The following is a 19,216-nucleotide window of genomic DNA, read 5'->3' on the forward strand; positions in this document are numbered from 1 at the left end:
CCCGTGAGTCCTCAATACGGGGCTGCACCTTAACAAGAGGAGGAGTTTCGTATGACCACCCTGACTCGTGCGGATTGGGAACAGCGTGCCCAGCAACTGAAGATCGAAGGCCGTGCCTTCATCAACGGCGAATACACCGACGCCGCCTCCGGCGAAACTTTCGAGTGCCTGAGCCCGGTCGACGGACGCTTCCTGGCCAAGGTTGCCAGTTGCGACCTGGCTGACGCCAACCGCGCCGTGGAAAACGCCCGCGCCACCTTCGACTCCGGCGTCTGGTCGCAACTGGCTCCCGCCAAGCGCAAGGCCAAGCTGATCCGCTTCGCCGACCTGCTGCGCAAGCATGTCGAGGAACTGGCGCTGCTGGAAACCCTGGACATGGGCAAGCCGATCGGCGACTCCTCCACCATCGACATCCCGGGCGCTGCCCAGGCCATCCACTGGACCGCCGAAGCCATCGACAAGGTCTACGACGAGGTCGCACCGACCCCGCATGACCAGCTCGGCCTGGTCACCCGCGAGCCGGTAGGCGTCGTGGGCGCCATCGTCCCTTGGAACTTCCCGCTGCTGATGGCCTGCTGGAAACTCGGCCCGGCGCTGGCCACCGGCAACTCGGTGGTGCTCAAGCCTTCCGAGAAGTCCCCGCTGACCGCCATCCGCATCGCTCAACTGGCCATCGAGGCCGGCATCCCGGCAGGCGTGCTGAACGTGCTGCCTGGCTACGGCCACACCGTCGGCAAGGCCCTGGCCCTGCACATGGATGTCGATACCCTGGTGTTCACTGGTTCGACCAAGATCGCCAAGCAACTGATGGTGTACGCCGGCGAATCGAACATGAAGCGTATCTGGCTGGAAGCCGGTGGCAAAAGCCCGAACATCGTCTTCGCCGACGCCCCCGACCTGCAGGCCGCTGCAGAAGCCGCTGCCAGTGCCATCGCCTTCAACCAGGGCGAGGTCTGCACCGCTGGCTCGCGTCTGCTGGTCGAGCGCTCGATCAAGGACAAGTTCCTGCCGCTGGTGGTCGAGGCCCTCAAGGCCTGGAAGCCCGGCAACCCACTGGATCCGGCTACCACCGTCGGTGCGCTGGTCGATACCCAGCAGATGAATACCGTGCTGTCGTACATCGACGCCGGTCATCAGGACGGCGCCAAGCTGCTCGCGGGCGGCAAGCGCATCCTCGAAGAGACCGGCGGCACCTACGTCGAGCCGACCATCTTCGACGGCGTGACCAACGCCATGAAGATCGCCCAGGAAGAAATTTTCGGCCCGGTGCTGTCGGTGATCGCCTTCGACACCGCCGAAGAAGCCATCGCCATCGCCAACGACACCCCGTATGGCCTGGCAGCCGGCATCTGGACCGCCGACATTTCCAAGGCGCACAAGACTGCCCGCGCCGTGCGTGCCGGCAGTGTATGGGTCAACCAGTACGATGGCGGCGACATGACCGCACCGTTCGGCGGCTTCAAGCAGTCGGGCAACGGCCGTGACAAGTCGCTGCATGCACTGGAGAAGTACACCGAGCTGAAGGCGACCTGGATCAAGCTGTAATTCGGTCGTCTTCTTCGCGGGCAAGCCCGCTCCTACAGGCCCAGCGCCGTCCTTGAGAGCGGCGGCGTACCTGTGGGAGCGGGCTTGCCCGCGAATGGGGCTGAACAAATATGCCTGGGAGGCTGCAATGCGTTGGGGAACCTACTTTGCCGTGCTGGCGTCGGTGCTCAGTGTCGGGCTTGCGCTCGGTGTGAGCATGCCGCTGGTGTCCCTGCGCCTGGAAGGCTGGGGCTACGGTGGGTTCGCCATTGGTGTGATGGCGGCGATGCCGGCAATCGGCGTACTGCTCGGCGCCAGCCTGGCCAGTCGCCTGGCCGGCTGGGTCGGCGTGCCTTCGGCGATGCGCCTGTGCCTGTGGGGCGGGGCGTTGTCGATCGCACTGGTGGCGGTGCTGCCCAGCTATGCGCTGTGGCTGGCGCTGCGCCTGCTGATCGGCATGTCGCTGACGGTGGTGTTTATCCTCGGCGAAAGCTGGATCAACCAGTTGGTGGTCGAGCAGTGGCGCGGGCGGCTGGTGGCGCTGTATGGCAGCAGCTATGCCCTGAGCCAGCTGGCCGGGCCGCTGGTGCTGGGCTTTCTCGGCTCGGAGGATGATTTCGGTTTCTGGGCCGCCACCGGTCTGCTGCTGGTCGCGCCCTTGCTGTTGCTTGGCCGCGGTGGTGCACCGTCGACCGAGGCGTGCAGCGTGACCTTCCGCGACCTGTTCGCCTTCTGCCGGCGCTTGCCGGTAATCGCCTGGGCCATTGCGTTGTTCGCGGCATTCGAGGCGATGATCCTGACGCTCTTGCCGGTGTACGTATTGCAGCAGGGCTTCACCGCCGAGGTGGCGTTGTTCATGGTCAGTACCGTCGTGGTCGGCGATGCCGTACTGCAACTGCCGATCGGCGCCCTTGCCGATCGCATGTCCCGGCAAGCCTTGTTCAGTGGCTGTGCTGTGAGTCTGCTGGGTTCGAGTCTGGCGATTCCGCTGCTGCTGCACACCCCGGCGGTGTGGCCGCTGTGGGTACTGTTCGGTGCGAGCGCGGGGGGCTTGTTCACCCTGTCGCTGATCCTGATCGGCGAGCGTTATCGCGATGACGCATTGGTGCGTGCCAACGCCCATGTGGCGCAATTGTGGGGTATCGGTTGTTTGCTCGGGCCTTTGCTGGCGGGGGCAGGGAGCCAGTGGGTCAGTGGGCATGCCTTGCTGTTCCTGATGGCTGCAGGGGCTGCAGGGCTGGTGCTGCTGACCCGGCGTCCCGGCGCGTTCGAGCCGGCGTCTGCCTGAAGGGCGCGGGCCGTTATACGGCCCGCTACTACAGCATCTTCTCCAATCCCACTGCCTTGGCCACCCAGGCATTGAACCGGCGCCATATCCCGCCCGGCTCAGCGGTCAGGGTATGTATCTGGCCATTGTCTTCGGTCACCCAGACCATCTTCCCGTCCACCAGCTTCGGTTGGTAGCTCAACGCCGGCGCCATGCCCTGTTCAGCCAGTGCGCGGGTGTACTCAGCCAGCTCCGGGCTGTCGACCATTACCCCGACCTCGGTGTTCCACAGCACCGAACGCGGGTCGAAATTGAAAGAACCAATGAAGGTCTTGCGCCGGTCGAAGACCATCGCCTTGCTGTGCAGGCTCGAATCGGACTGACCCTTGAAGCTGAGCACGCCGCGCGCGGCGCTGGGGTCTCCGGGCTGGCGACGCAGCTCGAACAGCTCCACGCCATGCTCGAGCAGGGCGCGGCGGTAGGGCGCATAGCCGCCGTGCACGGCCGGCACATCGGTGGCTTCGAGCGAATTGGTCAGCAGCTTGACCGAGGTGCCGGCGTCGGCGCGGCTGGTGAGGTACAGCAGGCCCGGCTCGCCCGGCACGAAGTAGGCCGAGACCAGTATCAGCTCGCGGTGTACGTTCTTCAGGTCGGGCGCCAGTTGCTGGGTCATCAGCAACTGCGGGTCTGGCTCGCCGCGGGCCAGCACCTTGCTCGGCGCATCCCACAGCGCCTGGCTGTGCGCCCAGATCAGCTCGTTGCGCCAGATGTCCAGGCGTGGCTCGCTCTGATAGGCCATCAGTCGGTCGTACAAAGCCTTGCGCTGCACCCTGGCCTGCGCCAGCCAGGTTTCCAGGCGCTGGCGGCTGGCGCGCAGGTCGCTGGCGTCCGGCGTGCTCCACAGGAAGTCGCCGATCGGCCGGCTCAGGGCGCTGTTCCAGTACTGGTCGAAGCTATGCCCGAGCTGCTCGGCCACAGGCCCTACACCCAGCAGGTCGATGTCAGTGAAGTTCAGGTTGGGCTCGGCGTCGAAGTACTCGTCGCCCAGGTTGCGCCCGCCGACGATGGCCATGCTGTTGTCGACCAGGAACAGCTTGTTGTGCATGCGCCGGTGCTGCAGCGACAGGTTGAACAGCCGCCCCATGGCGCGCGTCAGGCCGGTGCTGCGGCCCAGGTGCAGCGGGTTGAACACGCGGATCTGGATATGGGGGTGGGCAGCAAGGGTGCCGATCAGGCTGTCCAGGCCATCGCTGGTGGTGTCGTCGAGCAGGATGCGTACCCGCACGCCGCGGTCGGCGGCGCGCAGCAGCTCGTGCACGAGGGCGCGGGTGCTCAGGCCATCGTGGACGATGTAATACTGCAGGTCGATGCTGGTCTGGGCGTTGCGGATCAGCTCGGCACGGGCGCGGAAGGCTTCGTTGCTGTTGGGAAGCAGGCGAAAGCCGGAGCGCCCCTCATAGGGCGCAGCCTGGCGCTGGACCGAGCGGCCGAACGCCGAGTCGTTGGCCGGCAGCGCCTGGCTCACGTCGCGAGGTGTATCGATGCTGGCGCAGCCGCTCAGGCCGAGCAGCAGCACCAGCAGCAGAGGCAGAACGCGCTGGAGTCTCAAGGGCGAATCGTCCTGTACGACAGGTCACTGGAAGGTTGGATCGCGGAAGGCGCTGCAAAGTTACCCGGCGCCGCTGTCCTGCGCCAGTAGGCGATAGGCAGTTTCACCCACCTTGCGTACCGCCGCCTCGATTTCCGGGGTGGCGCGGGTGGCGAAGTTCATGCGCAGGCAGTGGCGGTACTTGCCCGACGCCGAAAAAATGCTGCCCACGGCAATCTGTACGCCCTGTTCCAGCAGCGCACGGTTCAGTCGCAGGGTGTCGAAGCTCTCGGGCAGTTCCACCCACAGCATGAAGCCGCCCTGGGGCCGGCTGGCGCGGGTGCCGGGCGGGAAGTAGCGGGTCACCCAGTCGCTCATCTGGTCGCGGGCGCGCTGGTACTGCGCCCGGACCCGGCGCAGGTGCGGCTGGTAGTGGCCTTCGGCGATGAAGTCGGCGATCGCCAATTGGGGCTGGCAGGCGGTGCTGCCGGTGCTGATGTACTTCATGTGCAGCACCCGCTCCAGGTAGCGACCGGGCGCCACCCAGCCGACCCGCAGGCCCGGCGCCAGGGTCTTGGAGAACGAGCTGCAAAGCAGCACGCGGCCATCCTCGTCGAACGATTTGATGGTGCGTGGGCGTGGGTAGGTGTAGGCCAGGTCGCCGTACACATCGTCTTCGAGGATCGCCACGTCGTAGCGCTGGGCCAGTGTCAGCAGGGCCTTCTTGCGCGCCTCGGGCATGATGTAGCCCAGCGGGTTGTTGCAGCTGGGGGTGATCTGGATGAGCTTGATCGGCCACTGCTCCAGCGCCAGTTCCAACGCCTCCAGGCTGATGCCGGTGGTCGGGTCGGTGGGGATCTCCAGCGCTTTCATGCCCAGGCCCTTGAGTGTCTGCATGGCGCCGTGGAAGCTGGGCGAATCCACCGCGACGATGTCGCCCGGCTCGCACACTGCGCGAATGCTGGTCGACAGTGCTTCATGACAGCCGGTGGTCACCACCAGGTCGCCCGGCCCGAGGTTGCAGCCTGAGTCGAGCGTCAGGCGGGCGATCTGCTCGCGCAGGGCGTCGTTGCCGTGGATGTTGTCGTAGTACAGCCCTGGCATGTCCAGGCGCCTGCTGAGCTGGGCAAGGCTGCGCAGCAGGGGCTTGAGCGTCGGGCTTTCGATGTCGGGCATGCCGCGGCCGAGCTGGATCACGTCCGGGTGGGGGCTGGCGCGTACCAGCTCGAGCACCTGCTCCCACTGGGAGATATCCACAGGGCGTTGGGCGGGGCGGCTGATGGCGGGCAGGGCCGGCAGGCTGCGATTTTCCGTGACGAAGTAGCCGGACTTGGGGCGCGGAGCCACCAGGCCGTTGTCCTCCAGCTGACGATAGGCCTGCTGTACGGTGCTCAGGCTGACGCCGTGCTCAAGGCTCAATGAGCGCACCGACGGCAGGCGTTCGCCAGGACGATACAGGCCTTGTTCGATCCGGGCACCGAGCAATTCGGCGAGGTTCATGTAGAGGGTCACGGCATACTCCTGCACACAGGGGGCAAGGTGAGCGATACAGATTGGCCAAAAATACTGCATTCAGCCGCCGCTTTGCCAATTCTGTATGGAAATAATAACGCTGGGTTGAATCTGTATCGTACATGTCTGCCGAGCGCATGCTTTCTCCAGCTTTCGAGGTAATCAGGAGACATGGCAATGAACGGCTTGAGCGATGTACGGCTGCAACTGTTGGCGGAAGAACTGCGCGCAGGGCAGTGGCCCAAGGTTTCCAGCGCCCCTGTGGGCTTGGGGCGCCTGGGGCTGATGGTGCATCGCTGGCGCTCGCGCAGGGCGCTGCGCGAGTTGAGCGATCAGCAACTGCTGGATATCGGCATCAGCCGCCAGCAGGCCCGGGAGGAAGGGTGCAAGCCATTCTGGCGAGAGTGATCAGAGCAGTTCCTTCAACCGGTACCAGAGCATCCCCAGCGCCAGCAGCGGCGAGCGCAGGTGCTTGCCGCCAGGGAAGGTCGCGTGCGGCACCTTGGCGAACAGGTCGAAGCGCCCCGCCTGCTGGCCGCTGATGGCCTCGCCCAGCAGGCGTCCGGCCAGGTGCGTGGCGTTCAGGCCATGGCCGGAGTAGGCCTGGGCGTAAAAGACGTTGGGCTGGCTGGCCAGGCGCCCCACCTGCGGCAGGCGATTGGCGCCGATGCCGATCATGCCGCCCCACTGATAGTCGATGCGCACACCGGCCAGCTGCGGGAACACCTTGAGCATCTTCGGGCCCATGTAGGCGCCAATGTCCTTCGGGTCGCGCCCGGAGTAGTGGCAGGCGCCGCCGAACAGCAGACGGTGATCGGCGGACAGGCGGAAGTAATCCAGTGCCACGCGCTGGTCGCACACGGCCATGTTCTGTGGCAGCAACTGGCGGGCACGTGCTTCGCCCAGGGGTTCGGTGGCGATGATGTAGCTGCCGGCGGGCAGCACCTTGCCGCCCAGTTCGCGGTTGAGGTCGTTGTGGTAGGCGTTGGTGCACAGCACCAGCGTACTGGCGCGCACCCGGCCCCGCGCCGTGTGCACCTGGACTTGCGGGCCGTAGTCGATGCGGGTTACTGCCGAACCCTCGTGCAGCTTCACGCCCAGGCGCTCGGCGGCGGCCGCTTCGCCCAGGGCCAGGTTGAGTGGGTGCAGGTGGCCCGAGCCCATGTCGACCAGGCCGCCGACGAAGCTGTCGGAGCCGACCACGCTGCGGATCTCGGAGGCCGGCACCACGCGGACCTCGTGGCGGTAGCCCAGGCTGCGCAGTTCTTCGGCGTTTTCAGCGAAACCGTCCAGCTCGGCGGGCTTGTATGCCAGGTCGCAGTAACCCCAGGTCAGGTCGCAGGCGATGGCGTGGCGCTCGATACGTTGACGCGCGATCTCCACGGCCTCCAGGCCCATCAACTTGAGGCTGCGTACGCCATCCTCGCCAAGCACCGGCAGGAACTGCTCGACATCGTGGCCGACGCCGCGGATCAACTGCCCACCATTGCGGCCGCTGGCGCCCCAGCCGATCTTGCGGGCTTCAAGCAGGATCACCGAAAAGCCGCGCTCGGCCAGTTCGATGGCGGTATTCAAGCCCGAATATCCACCGCCGACGATGCACACGTCAGCGCTGTGCTCGCCTTCCAGGCTTGGGTAATCCGGTTGCGGCGCGCTGCTGGCGGCATAGTAGGAGGCGGCGTGCTGCGCGCTGTTGATCATCTGGAGAGGCCCTGGGGTCGGTGCGAAGGGGGCGAGGATAAGCCGGGGTTTCGCGGTTGGGCAACCGGGCGAAGGCTTGTTCCACGAATGGCCCTATAATCCTCACAAACCCCGATGACACACCGCCCATGCCCTGCAACCACAAGATCCAGTTCCTGCGCGAACTCATCCCGTCCTTCGAATGCGAGCCGGGCTGCCACGACTGCTGCGGCCCGGTCACCACGTCCAGCGAAGAGATGGCCCGTCTGCCGCGCAAGACCCAGGCCGAGCAGGATGCCGCGCTGGAGCGCCTGGACTGCGTGCACCTCGGCCCGCAAGGCTGCACTGTCTATGAAGAGCGCCCGTTGATCTGCCGCCTGTTCGGCACCACGCCGCGCATGGCCTGCCCCCGTGGCCGTGGTCCGCAGCAGCCGATCGAGCCCGAGGCCGAGCGGCTGATCCATGGCTATATCGCCAGTACCCGCCAGGTGCTGGTCTGACGGTTCAGTCCGGAATCGGCAGGCAGAGGCTCTCCTTGACCTCTTCCATCACGATGTAGCTCTTCGATTCGCGCACATGCGGCAGCTTGAGCAGGATGTCGCCCAACAGCTTGCGGTACGAGGCCATCTCGGAAATGCGCGCCTTCACCAGGTAGTCGAAGTCGCCCGACACCAGATGGCACTCCAGTACATGGGGCAGCTTGAGGACGGCGCGGCGGAACTCTTCGAAGGTATCGCCGGACTTGTAGTCCAGGCTGATCTCGACGAACACCAGCAGGCTACCCTTGAGGTGTTGCGGATTGAGGCGGGCGTTGTAGCCCATGATGATGCCCTCACGTTCCAGGCGGCGGACACGCTCGGTGCAGGGGGTGGTCGACAACCCGACTTTCTCGCCCAGCTCGGTGAAGGAGATACGCCCGTCGTTCTGCAGGATGCGCAGGATGTTGCGGTCGATCTTGTCCAGTTCACGTTTGCTCTGGTGTTGGGTTCTCATAGGGGATGCCCCTCCGTGAAAGGCGTTTTTGCCGAGAATTCTCGCCAAATATAGGTTTTTATATAGTGAAATGCACTGGGCGGAGATTCTTATACTGCGCGCATCCATGCCATTTCAACAAAAGACTGCGGTGTACCGCGTGCGAGGGATAGACGATGCGAGTTCTGGTACTTGGTAGCGGTGTGATCGGAACCGCCAGTGCCTACTACCTGGCCCGGCAAGGTTTCGAAGTGACAGTGGTCGATCGCCAGCCGGCGGTGGCCATGGAAACCAGCTTTGCCAACGCTGGCCAGATCTCGCCCGGCTATGCCTCGCCCTGGGCCGCGCCCGGCGTGCCGCTCAAGGCCATCAAGTGGCTGCTCGAGCGCCACGCACCGCTCGCCATCAAGCTGACCGGTGACGTCGACCAGTACCTGTGGATGGCGCAGATGCTGCGCAACTGCACCGCCAATCGCTATGCGGTGAACAAGGAGCGCATGGTGCGCCTGTCCGAGTACAGCCGCGACTGCCTCGACGAGCTGCGTGCCGAAACCGGTATCGCCTACGAAAGCCGCACCCTGGGCACCACCCAGCTGTTCCGCACCCAGGCCCAGGTCGATGCCGCAGCCAAGGATATCGCGGTGCTCGAGCAGTCCGGCGTGCCCTACGAGCTGCTCGACCGCGACGGCATCGCCCGCGTCGAGCCTGCGCTGGCGGGTGTGAAGGATATTCTCGCCGGCGCCCTGCGCCTGCCCAACGACCAGACCGGCGACTGCCAGCTGTTCACCACCAAGCTGGCCGATATGGCCATCAAGCTGGGCGTCGAGTTCCGTTTCGGCCAGAACATCCAGCGCCTGGACCATGCCGGTGACCGGATCAATGGCGTGTGGATCGACGGCAAGCTGGAAACCGCCGATCGCTACGTGCTGGCGCTGGGCAGCTATTCGCCGCAATTGCTCAAGCCGCTGGGCATCAAGGCACCGGTGTATCCGCTCAAAGGCTACTCGCTGACCGTGCCGATCACCGATGCCGACATGGCGCCGACCTCGACCATTCTCGACGAAACCTACAAAGTCGCCATCACCCGTTTCGACAAGCGTATCCGTGTCGGTGGCATGGCTGAAATCGCCGGTTTTGACCTGTCGCTGAACCCGCGTCGACGCGAAACGCTGGAGATGATCGTCAACGACCTTTATCCTCGCGGCGGCGACCTGAGCCAGGCCAGTTTCTGGACCGGCCTGCGCCCGGCCACTCCGGATGGCACCCCGATCGTCGGCGGTACTGCGTTCCGCAACCTGTTCCTGAATACGGGTCACGGCACCCTTGGCTGGACCATGGCTTGCGGTTCCGGTCGCCTGCTGGCCGACCTGATCGCGCGCAAGAAGCCGCAGATCAGTGCCGAAGGTCTGGATATCTCGCGCTATGGCAACAGCCGCGAGAGTGCTGGCCAAGGTAGCCCGGTGTCGGCTCACCAGTAATTTCAGCGCTGGCTTCCTCACGAGCGAGCCCGCTCCCACGGCAGGATGAGGACTTGTGGGAGCGGGTTTGCCCGCGAATAGGCCAGCACCGTTCCTCCGTCATAAACAGATCCACCAGAAGGCTGCCCTCCATGCGCCCCGCCCGTGCCCTGATCGACCTCCAAGCCCTCCGTCACAACTACCGTCTGGCCCGTGAACTGTCCGGTGCCAAGGCCCTTGCCGTGGTCAAGGCCGATGCCTATGGCCACGGTGCGGTACGTTGCGCCCTGGCGCTGGAAACCGAGGCTGACGGTTTCGCCGTTGCCTGCATCGAAGAGGCCCTTGAGCTGCGTGCCGCAGGGATCAAGGCCCCGGTGCTGCTGCTCGAAGGCTTCTTCGAGGCCAGCGAGCTGGCGCTGATCGCCGAGCACGACCTGTGGTGCGTGGTGCACTCGCTGTGGCAGCTCGAAGCGATCGAGCAGACCGCCGTGCGCAAGCCGCTGAACATCTGGCTCAAGCTCGACAGCGGCATGCACCGCGTCGGCCTGCACCCCAAGGACTACCACGAGGCCTACCAGCGTCTGCTGGCCAGCGGCAAGGTCGCGCGCATCGTGCTGATGAGCCACTTCGCCCGCGCCGACGAACTCGATGCCTCGACCACCGAGCAGCAGGTCGCGGTGTTCGAGGCCGCCCGCCAGGGGCTGGCCGCCGAGTGCAGCCTGCGCAACTCCCCCGGCGTGCTGGGCTGGCCGCAGGTGCCGAGCGACTGGGTACGCCCAGGCATCATGCTGTACGGCGCCACGCCGTTCGAGGTCGCGCAGGCCGCAGCCGCGCGCCTGCAACCGGTGATGACCCTGCAATCGCGCATCATCAGCGTGCGCGAACTGCCAACCGGTGAGCCGGTCGGCTACGGTGCCAAGTTCACCAGCCCGCGCCCGACCCGGGTTGGCGTGGTCGCGATGGGTTACGCCGATGGCTACCCACGCCACGCGCCCACTGGCACCCCGGTGTTGGTCGCCGGCAAGCGGACTCAACTGATTGGCCGGGTCTCGATGGACATGCTCTGCGTTGACCTCACCGAAGTGCCCGAGGCGGGTGTCGGCAGCCCGGTCGAACTGTGGGGCAAGCAGGTCCTGGCCAGTGACGTGGCGCAGCAGGCGGGCACCATTCCCTACCAGATCTTCTGCAATCTGCGGCGCGTACCGCTGGATTATTACGGCGAATGAGGCGCTGAAGCGGACAGGCTGGGGTCTTGCGTGTTGTAAATACTGAACGGCATTGCCATGATATCGTTCACATTTGACCCCACCTCGACCGTTTCTGGAGGCGCAAGCTTTGGACGTCGGCGAACGACTGCAAGCCATCCGCAAGCTCAAGGGCCTGTCCCAGCGCGAACTCGCCAAACGGGCGGGCGTAACCAACAGCACCATCTCGATGATCGAGAAGAACAGCGTGAGCCCGTCGATCAGCTCCCTGCGCAAGGTGCTCAGCGGCATTCCCATGTCGATGGTCGAGTTCTTTTCCGTCGAGCTGGCCCCTGAAAGCCCTACCCAGATCGTCTACAAGGCCCACGAGCTGATCGACATTTCCGACGGCGCGGTGACCATGAAGCTGGTCGGCAAATCGCACCCCAACCGTGCCATCGCCTTTCTCAACGAGGTCTATCCACCGGGCGCCGACACGGGGGAGGAGATGCTCACCCACGATGGCGAAGAGACCGGAATCCTGCTCGAAGGCCGCCTGGAACTGGTGGTCGGGGCGGAGACCTTCATCCTCGAAGCGGGCGACAGCTACTACTTCGAGAGCACCCGCCCGCACCGCTTCCGCAACCCTTTCGAAGAACCTGCCCGCCTGATCAGTGCTGCCACGCCTTCGAACTTTTGATCCAGCGCAGCGTATTGTTTCGCCAATACCCCTTTCCTGTGTGGGGTCGTTTCACGCCTTCCGGGTAGCCGCTATACTTTTCAACGCTCGCCAACCGTGGCCGCGGGCGTGATTAGCCACCATGAGGGTGTACGCGTGAACCAAATCAAGAAGATGCTGGCCGTACCAGCAGCCGTATTCGCCCTCTGGGCACTCAATGCAACCGCTGCGACCAATGATGACATCGCCAAGCGCCTGGAACCGGTGGGGCAGGTGTGCGTCCAGGGCCAGGAGTGCAAGGGCATGGAAGTGGCCGTATCGGCCGGTGGCGGTGGCGCCAAGACGCCCGATGAAATCATCGCCAAGCACTGCAATGCCTGCCATGGCACGGGCCTGCTGAACGCGCCGAAAATCGGCGACACGGCCGCCTGGAAAGAGCGCGCCGATCACCAGGGCGGCCTCGACGGCATCCTGGCCAAGGCCATTACTGGCATCAACGCCATGCCGCCCAAGGGGACCTGTGCGGATTGCTCGGACGACGAGCTCAAGGGTGCGATCAAGAAAATGTCGGGGCTGTAGGCCGGACCGGATTTGCGCAAAGCCCGCCATCGATGGCGGGCTTTGCATTTGCGGGGGAATCTGCCCGTAGGAGCGGGCTTGCCCGCGAAAGCGCCGGCCCGCTCAGCAAATCAGCTAGGGTAATGGTCACAGCCTGTACGCCCCGAAAAAGCCACAGGAGCCCCCCATGCCCCACCGCTGCTCGATCGACCAGGCCGTCGACCAGGTCCTGGCCCGTCTCCCCGCCCATATCCACATGGGCCTGCCCCTTGGCCTGGGCAAACCCAATGCCTTCGTCAACGCCCTCTATGCGCGCATCCGAGACCTGCCCGAGCGCCGCCTGACGATCTACACCGCCCTCAGCCTGGGCCGACCGCCGCTGGGTGACGGCCTGCAGCGGCGTTTCCTCGAACCCTTCGTCGAGCGCGTGTTCGCCGACTACGAAGAGCTCGACTACCTCGCCGACCTGCGCAACGACACCCTCCCGGCCAACATCCGTGTCGAGCAGTTCTTCATGCAGCCCGGTTCGCTGCTGCACAGCGAGACCGCCCAGCAGGACTACGTCAGTAGCAACTACAGCCACGCTGCGCGCGATATCAACGCCAAGGGCCTGAACCTCATCGCCCAGATCGTCGCCGCCACGCCCGAGCGTCCGGATCACCTGAGCCTGGCCTGCAACCCCGATATCACCCTCGACCTGCTGCCGATGATCGCCAAGCGCCGCGCCGCCGGCGAAACCATCCTGCTGCTTGGCCAGGTGCATGTCGAACTGCCCTACATGCCGGGCGACGCCGAGCTTGCGGCCCAGAATTTCGACCTGCTGATCGACACTCCCGAGCAGCGTCGGCTGTTTTCCACGCCGAACATGCCGGTCACCCTCCAGGATCATTGCATCGGCCTGCACGCCAGCACCCTGGTGCGCGATGGTGGCACCCTGCAGATCGGCATCGGCGCCATGGGCGATGCCGTGGCTGCTGCGTTGCTCGCGCGTCAGGGCGACAACGACAGCTACCGCGCGCTGCTCGAAGACCTGGACCTGAACCCCTGGAAAACGCTGATCGAGCGTGAGGGTGGTATGGATGCCTTTGCTCAGGGGCTCTACGGCTGCAGCGAGATGTTCGTCAACGGCCTGCTGGCGCTGGCCGAAGCGGGCGTGGTGCGGCGTCCGGCCGACGAGCAGGGCGTGCTGGTGCATGGCGGATTCTTCCTCGGTAGCGCGGATTTCTACCGGCGCTTGCGGCAGATGCCTCTTGAACAGCGCAAGCGCTTCGCCATGACCGCCATCAGCTTCATCAACGAGCTGTATGGCGACGAAGCGCTCAAACGTCGCCAGCGCCGCGATGCGCGCTTCGTCAACACGGTGTTCGGCATGACCCTGCTCGGCGCCGGGGTGGCCGATCAACTGGAGGATGGCCGGGTACTCAGCGGCGTGGGCGGGCAGTACAACTTCGTCGCCCAGGGCCATGCGCTGGAGGGCGCGCGTTCGATCCTGCTGCTGCGCAGCTGGCGCGAGGCGGGTGGCGAGGTGACGTCGAATGTGTTCTGGCAGTACGGCCATTGCACCATTCCCCGGCACCTGCGCGACATCGTGATCACCGAATACGGCATCGCCGACCTGCGTGGGCAGACCGACAGCGAGGTGATCGCACGGCTGCTGGCGATCAGCGACTCACGTTTCCAGAAGCCTTTGATGGAGCAGGCCAAGAAGGCCGGCAAGCTGGCGCGGGACTTTGAGCTATCGGCACGTTTCACCGACAACACGCCCGAGCGCCTGGAGGCGATCAAGGCGCGGCATGCGGGGTTGTTCCCCGAGTATCCGTTGGGCAGCGACTTCACGCCTGAGGAGCAGGACCTGCTGCGGGCGCTGAACTGGCTCAAGAGCAAGTTCAAGCTGAGCGAGGTGCTGGAGTTGGGCAAGGCTGCGCTGGATGCGCCAGAACCTCAGGCCTATCCGGCGCATCTGCTGCGGATGGGGCTGAGTGAACCGCAGGGGCTGAAGGAGGAGCTGTACCAGCGGTTGCTGCTGGCGGGGTTGCAGGCGAGTCAAAAAAGCTAGGAGCAAACGAGGCCCCGTGGAGCTGTCAGTGCCGACCTCTTCGCGGGCAAGTCGCAGCGGCGAACCGCCACTCCCACAGGTACAGCGCTGACCTGTGGGAGCGGGCTTGCCCGCGAAGAGGCCCTCATTGAATGGCCGCAATCGAGTGAGTGTGGCGCCGCCTTACTCGATGAAGGTCACGACCCCACCTTCCAGCGACTTCACCCGAGCCAGCGATTCGACGCGATAGCCCTGGCTGTCCAGCTCGGCGCGGCCGCCCTGGAACGACTTCTCGATGACGATCCCAAGGCCCGCCACCGTGGCGCCGGCCTGCTTGATGATCGAGATCAGCGCCTGGGAAGCCTTGCCGTTGGCCAGGAAGTCATCGATCACCAGCACGCGGTCGCTGCTGTTGAGGTGCCGCGGCGAGATGGCCACGGTATTCTCGGTCTGCTTGGTGAAGGAATACACCGAAGCGGTCAGCAGGTTCTCGGTCAGGGTCAGCGACTGGTGCTTGCGGGCGAAGATCACCGGCACGCCCAGCTTCAGGCCGGTCATCACTGCCGGAGCGATACCCGACGCCTCGATGGTGACGATCTTGGTCACGCCGGAGTCTGCGAACAGGCGGGCGAACTCGTCACCGATCAGTTGCATCAGTGCAGGATCGATCTGGTGGTTGAGAAACGCGTCGACTTTGAGAACCTGATCGGAAAGCACGATGCCTTCTTCGCGAATCTTCTGATGCAGTGCTTCCACTGTGTATTCCTCGATGTAGCAAGAGTGGCCGCATCCAGAAGGTAGCGGCAAAGGTTGAAAGAGTAATGGTTGATCAGCGTTTGAGCATGGCCCGGATGTCGGCCAGCGCGTTGTTGCCCCGCGCCGCCTTCACCTCCACAGGCGCATCCTCCAGGCCTTCCCAGGCCAGGTCGTCCGGCGGCAGTTCGTCGAGGAACCGGCTGGGCGTGCAATCGATGATTTCGCCGTACTGCTTGCGCTTGGCGGCGAAGGTGAACGCCAGGGTCTGACGGGCGCGGGTGATGCCCACGTAGGCCAGGCGGCGCTCTTCCTCGATGGTGTCGGCTTCGATGCTCGAGCGGTGGGGGAGGATTTCCTCCTCCATGCCCATGATGAACACGTAGGGGAACTCCAGGCCCTTGGAGGCGTGAAGGGTCATCATCTGCACACCTTCGGCGTTTTCTTCCTCTTCCTGCTGGCGCTCGAGCATGTCACGCAGCACCAGCTTGCCGATGGCGTCCTCGATGGTCATGTCACCCTCTTCGTCCTTCTCGAGGGTGTTCTTCAGCGCATCGATCAGGAACCAGACGTTGCCGATGCGAAAATCCGCCGCCTTGTCGCTGGCGGTGTTCTGGCGGATCCAGTTCTCGTAGTCGATATCCTTGACCATCTCGTGCAGCGCAGCGATCGGGTCTTCCAGGGCGACCTTGTGGCGCACGCCGTCGAGCCAGTGCTTGAAGCGCTGCAGGCGTTCGGTGTAGCGCGCATCCAGGTGCTCGCCCAGGCCCAGTTCCTCGCTGGCGGCATACATCGACACGCCACGCTCGGTGGCGTAGTTGCCGAGTTTTTCGAGCGTGGTCGAGCCGATCTCGCGGCGCGGCACGTTGATTACCCGCAGGTAGGCGTTGTCGTCGTCCGGGTTGACCAGCAGGCGCAGGTAAGCCATGAGGTCCTTGACCTCCTGGCGACCGAAGAAGCTGTTGCCGCCCGACAGGCGATAGGGCACCTGGTGGTGCTGCAGCTTCAGCTCGATCAGCTTGGCCTGGTAGTTGCCGCGGTAGAGGATGGCGAAGTCGCTGTACGGGCGATTGGTGCGCAGGTGCAGGGTAAGGATTTCCATGGCCACGCGCTCGGCCTCGGCTTCCTCGTTCTTGCAGCGGATCACGCGGATTTCGTCGCCCACGCCCATCTCGCTCCACAGCTGCTTCTCGAAGTCGTGGGGGTTGTTGGCGATCAGCACGTTGGCGCAGCGCAGGATACGGCTGGTGGAGCGATAGTTCTGCTCGAGCATCACCACTTTCAGGGAGGGGTAGTCCTCCTTGAGCAGCATCAGGTTTTCCGGGCGCGCGCCACGCCAGGCGTAGATCGACTGATCGTCGTCGCCCACCACGGTGAACTGGTTGCGCATGCCGATGAGCATCTTCACCAGCAGGTACTGGCTGGCGTTGGTGTCCTGGTATTCGTCGACCAGCAGGTAGCGCACGCGGTTCTGCCAGCGCTCGAGCACGTCGGTGTGCTCCTGGAACAGCTTGACCGGCAGCAGGATCAGGTCGTCGAAGTCCACCGCGTTGTACGCCTTGAGCGTGCGCTGGTAGTGGGTGTAGACGATGGCGGCGGTCTGCTCGCGCGGGTTGCGCGCTTTCTCCAGGGCTTCGGCGGGCAGGATCAGGTCGTTCTTCCACGAGCCGATCATGTTCTTGATCTCGTCCAGCCCGTCGTCGCCGGAGTATTCCTTCTGCATGATGTCCGACAGCAGCGCCTTGATGTCGGATTCGTCGAAGATAGAGAAGCCTGGCTTGTAGCCCAGGCGCTGGTGTTCCCGGCGGATGATGTTCAGGCCCAGGTTGTGAAAGGTGCACACCGTCAGGCCCCGGCCTTCGCCCGGACGCAGCAGGGTGCCGACCCGCTCCTTCATCTCGCGCGCGGCCTTGTTGGTGAAGGTCATGGCGACGATGTACTGGGCACGGATGCCGCAGTTCTGGATGAGGTGGGCAATCTTGCGCGTGATCACGCTGGTCTTGCCGGAGCCTGCACCGGCGAGCACCAATAGAGGGCCGCCGACGTAGTCTCGGGCTTCCTGTTGCCGGGGATTGAGTCGGGACATGCTAGAAACCGGGAGTAACCAGAAAATAGCCGCGCATTCTAGCAGGCATGGGTCGGTTATGGCGCGACCGTCTGACAGTGTGATGCAGCGCACCATTCAGATTTGCGGGCGTTGCGACTTTCGCGCAGGATGCACGGCACAATCCGTCGAGATGCGGGGCAGGGAACGCCACATGTAAAAGTGAGAATCATTTCTACTTGTCGGTTAGGATACGGCGCATCCTCGGTCACACCGTTCAAGCCCTAAGGAGCCCGCTTGTCCACGCCCGTCGAACCGTTGCGCTTGCTGCTGTTGGCCGATGAGCCGGAATGGGCTGCATTGCTGCGCGAATGTGTCCAGCCGCTGGCCGGCAGCGCGGTGCTGTTGACTGCGCCGAGCTGGGAGGCGGTGGACAGCCTGTTCGTTCACGATCGCCAGGCTGTGGTGCTGGCCACGCCCGACCTGCAGCCGGCACCCGGGCGCTGCGACCTGCCGACCATCCTGCTGCTGGAGCACGAGCCCGAGGCGCCTCCGGTGGGGGTGAGCGACTGGCTGGTGCGCGGGCAGCTGAACAGTGATGCGCTGCGCCGCTCGTTGCGCCATGTACGCGAACGCGGTGTGCTGGTCGCCACCTTGCAACGCCTGGCCGAGCAGGACCCGCTCACCGGCATCGCCAATCGCCAGGGCTTCCAGGCACTGCTCACCGCCCGCCTGGCGGAGAACGCAGGCCGCGGCCTGGCCCTCGGCCACCTGGACCTGGACAACTTCCGCCACGTCAACGACGCCCTGGGGCACCAGGGCGGTGACCGCCTGATCCTGCAGGTGGTCAACCGTCTCAAGCAGCAACTGGAGGCCGGCGACCAGTTGGCCCGCCTGGGCAGCGATGAGTTTGCGCTGTTGATCGACACCCGCCGCGACCCCAGCCGCGCCGAGCGCACTGCCGAGCGAATCGTCGAGGCCCTCGCCGAGCCCTACTGGATCGATGGCGAAAGCCTGCTGCTCGGCTGCAGCCTGGGCCTGGCCCATGCCCGTGCGCAAGCGGGTGCCGATCCGTTGATGTGGCATGCACACATCGCCATGCGCCAGGCCAAGGGCAGCCAGGGCTGCACGTATCACGTGTTCAACGAGCGGATAAACAGCAACGCCCGCAGCCTCGCCGACCTGGAAAGCGAGCTGCGCCGGGCCCTGCGTCGTGACGAGCTGGAACTGCACTACCAGCCGCGCCTGAACCTCAGGGACGGCACCATCGTCGGCCTCGAGGCGCTGGTGCGCTGGCGCCATGCCGAGCGTGGCCTGCTGCCGCCGAGCGAGTTCGTGCCGCTGGCCGAGCAGAGCGGGCTGATCGTACCGCTGGGCTACTGGGTCATCTCCCGCGCCCTGCGTGACATGCAGGCTCTGGGCGAGCACGGCCTGGCGCCGTTGCACATGGCGGTGAACCTGAGCTTCCGCCAGTTCCAGGACAGCCAGCTGTTGGCGACCCTGAGCCGGCTGATCGTCGAGCACGGCGTCGATGCGCGCTGGCTGGAGTTCGAGCTGACCGAGACCGCGGTGATGCGCCGCAACGAAGTGGTGCGCCAGACCATGGATGCACTGGGGCGCCTGGGTGTGCGTTTCTCGCTGGATGACTTCGGCACTGGTTTTTCGTCGTTCGTGCACCTGAACAGCCTGCCCATCACCTTGCTCAAGGTCGATCGCAGCTTCGTCGCTGGCATGGAGCAGCGCGAAGAGAACCGCAAGCTGGTGCATGCGATGATCAACCTGGCGCACAACCTCAACCTGGAGGTGGTCGCCGAGGGGGTGGAAAGCGACGAGCAACTGGGGCTGCTGCGTGACTTCGGTTGCGACCAGGTGCAGGGGTTCCTGGTGAGCCGACCGTTGCCGATCGATGAGCTGATCGTCTACCTGTTCCAGGCGGGCAAGCTGCAGCTGGTGAGTGTTTAGC

16 protein-coding genes are annotated in these 19,216 nt (G+C 64.8%); 10 read left to right on the plus strand and 6 right to left on the minus strand.

Features of this window, described 5'->3' with window-relative positions; translation table 11 throughout:
* The first annotated feature begins 51 nt into the window (after positions 1–51).
* Positions 52–1,545, plus strand: coding sequence for an aldehyde dehydrogenase (locus AC2CGW_RS11100; RefSeq protein ID WP_054894116.1), 1,494 nt, complete (start codon positions 52–54; stop codon positions 1,543–1,545).
* 127 nt (positions 1,546–1,672) lie between these two features.
* Positions 1,673–2,812, plus strand: coding sequence for an MFS transporter (locus AC2CGW_RS11105; protein ID WP_186669907.1), 1,140 nt, complete (start codon positions 1,673–1,675; stop codon positions 2,810–2,812).
* Positions 2,813–2,840: 28 nt separating this feature from the next.
* Here the strand turns inward: AC2CGW_RS11105 and AC2CGW_RS11110 are convergent, their stop codons facing one another.
* Both AC2CGW_RS11110 and AC2CGW_RS11115 read right to left on the minus strand, forming a co-directional pair.
* The gene (locus AC2CGW_RS11110) at positions 2,841–4,400 is read right to left on the minus strand and encodes a phospholipase D family protein (RefSeq protein WP_186669905.1); all 1,560 of its coding nucleotides are present in this window, start codon (positions 4,398–4,400) and stop codon (positions 2,841–2,843) included.
* A gap of 60 nt (positions 4,401–4,460) precedes the next feature.
* On the minus strand, positions 4,461–5,891 hold the full coding sequence (locus AC2CGW_RS11115) for an aminotransferase-like domain-containing protein (protein WP_186669903.1): 1,431 nt from the start codon (positions 5,889–5,891) through the stop codon (positions 4,461–4,463).
* Between the two features lie 177 nt (positions 5,892–6,068).
* Here AC2CGW_RS11115 and AC2CGW_RS11120 point away from each other — a divergent pair, with 177 nt between their 5' ends.
* The gene (locus tag AC2CGW_RS11120; RefSeq protein WP_186669902.1) at positions 6,069–6,299 is read left to right on the plus strand and encodes a DUF1127 domain-containing protein; all 231 of its coding nucleotides are present in this window, start codon (positions 6,069–6,071) and stop codon (positions 6,297–6,299) included.
* Here AC2CGW_RS11120 and AC2CGW_RS11125 read toward each other — a convergent pair whose 3' ends face one another.
* A complete protein-coding gene (locus tag AC2CGW_RS11125) occupies positions 6,300–7,592 on the minus strand; it encodes an NAD(P)/FAD-dependent oxidoreductase (RefSeq protein ID WP_186721052.1) in 1,293 nt (430 codons plus the stop codon).
* 128 nt (positions 7,593–7,720) lie between these two features.
* Here AC2CGW_RS11125 and AC2CGW_RS11130 point away from each other — a divergent pair, with 128 nt between their 5' ends.
* On the plus strand, positions 7,721–8,071 hold the full coding sequence (locus AC2CGW_RS11130; protein ID WP_054894110.1) for a YkgJ family cysteine cluster protein: 351 nt from the start codon (positions 7,721–7,723) through the stop codon (positions 8,069–8,071).
* Positions 8,072–8,075: 4 nt separating this feature from the next.
* On the opposite strand, the gene dadR is transcribed toward AC2CGW_RS11130, so the two are convergent.
* A complete protein-coding gene (dadR, locus tag AC2CGW_RS11135) occupies positions 8,076–8,564 on the minus strand; it encodes a transcriptional regulator DadR (protein WP_003258963.1) in 489 nt (162 codons plus the stop codon).
* Positions 8,565–8,719: 155 nt separating this feature from the next.
* On the opposite strand from dadR, the gene dadA reads away from it, so the two are divergent.
* The 5 genes from dadA to AC2CGW_RS11160 all read left to right on the plus strand — a co-directional run bounded on the left by dadA (position 8,720) and on the right by AC2CGW_RS11160 (position 14,477).
* Positions 8,720–10,021, plus strand: a complete 1,302-nt coding sequence (dadA, locus tag AC2CGW_RS11140) for a D-amino acid dehydrogenase (protein WP_484574044.1) — start codon at positions 8,720–8,722, stop codon at positions 10,019–10,021.
* 131 nt (positions 10,022–10,152) lie between these two features.
* Positions 10,153–11,226 (plus strand): alanine racemase, encoded by a 1,074-nt coding sequence (alr, locus tag AC2CGW_RS11145; protein WP_186669899.1) that lies wholly within the window; start codon positions 10,153–10,155, stop codon positions 11,224–11,226.
* A 109-nt stretch (positions 11,227–11,335) separates the two neighbouring features.
* Positions 11,336–11,884, plus strand: coding sequence for a cupin domain-containing protein (locus AC2CGW_RS11150; protein WP_186669898.1), 549 nt, complete (start codon positions 11,336–11,338; stop codon positions 11,882–11,884).
* 135 nt (positions 11,885–12,019) lie between these two features.
* The gene (locus AC2CGW_RS11155) at positions 12,020–12,442 is read left to right on the plus strand and encodes a c-type cytochrome (RefSeq protein WP_186669897.1); all 423 of its coding nucleotides are present in this window, start codon (positions 12,020–12,022) and stop codon (positions 12,440–12,442) included.
* 166 nt (positions 12,443–12,608) lie between these two features.
* Positions 12,609–14,477, plus strand: a complete 1,869-nt coding sequence (locus AC2CGW_RS11160) for an acetyl-CoA hydrolase/transferase C-terminal domain-containing protein (RefSeq protein WP_484574045.1) — start codon at positions 12,609–12,611, stop codon at positions 14,475–14,477.
* Positions 14,478–14,639: 162 nt separating this feature from the next.
* Here AC2CGW_RS11160 and xpt read toward each other — a convergent pair whose 3' ends face one another.
* The gene (gene xpt / locus AC2CGW_RS11165; RefSeq protein WP_028689919.1) at positions 14,640–15,212 is read right to left on the minus strand and encodes a xanthine phosphoribosyltransferase; all 573 of its coding nucleotides are present in this window, start codon (positions 15,210–15,212) and stop codon (positions 14,640–14,642) included.
* A 73-nt stretch (positions 15,213–15,285) separates the two neighbouring features.
* The gene (rep, locus tag AC2CGW_RS11170) at positions 15,286–17,295 is read right to left on the minus strand and encodes a DNA helicase Rep (protein ID WP_054894105.1); all 2,010 of its coding nucleotides are present in this window, start codon (positions 17,293–17,295) and stop codon (positions 15,286–15,288) included.
* A 255-nt stretch (positions 17,296–17,550) separates the two neighbouring features.
* Here rep and AC2CGW_RS11175 point away from each other — a divergent pair, with 255 nt between their 5' ends.
* Complete coding sequence (locus AC2CGW_RS11175) at positions 17,551–19,215, plus strand: putative bifunctional diguanylate cyclase/phosphodiesterase (RefSeq protein ID WP_484574046.1); 1,665 nt, start codon at positions 17,551–17,553, stop codon at positions 19,213–19,215.
* Position 19,216: the final 1 nt, after the last annotated feature.

The sequence above is a fragment of the Pseudomonas sp. SYWMCR5 genome (assembly GCF_057197165.1).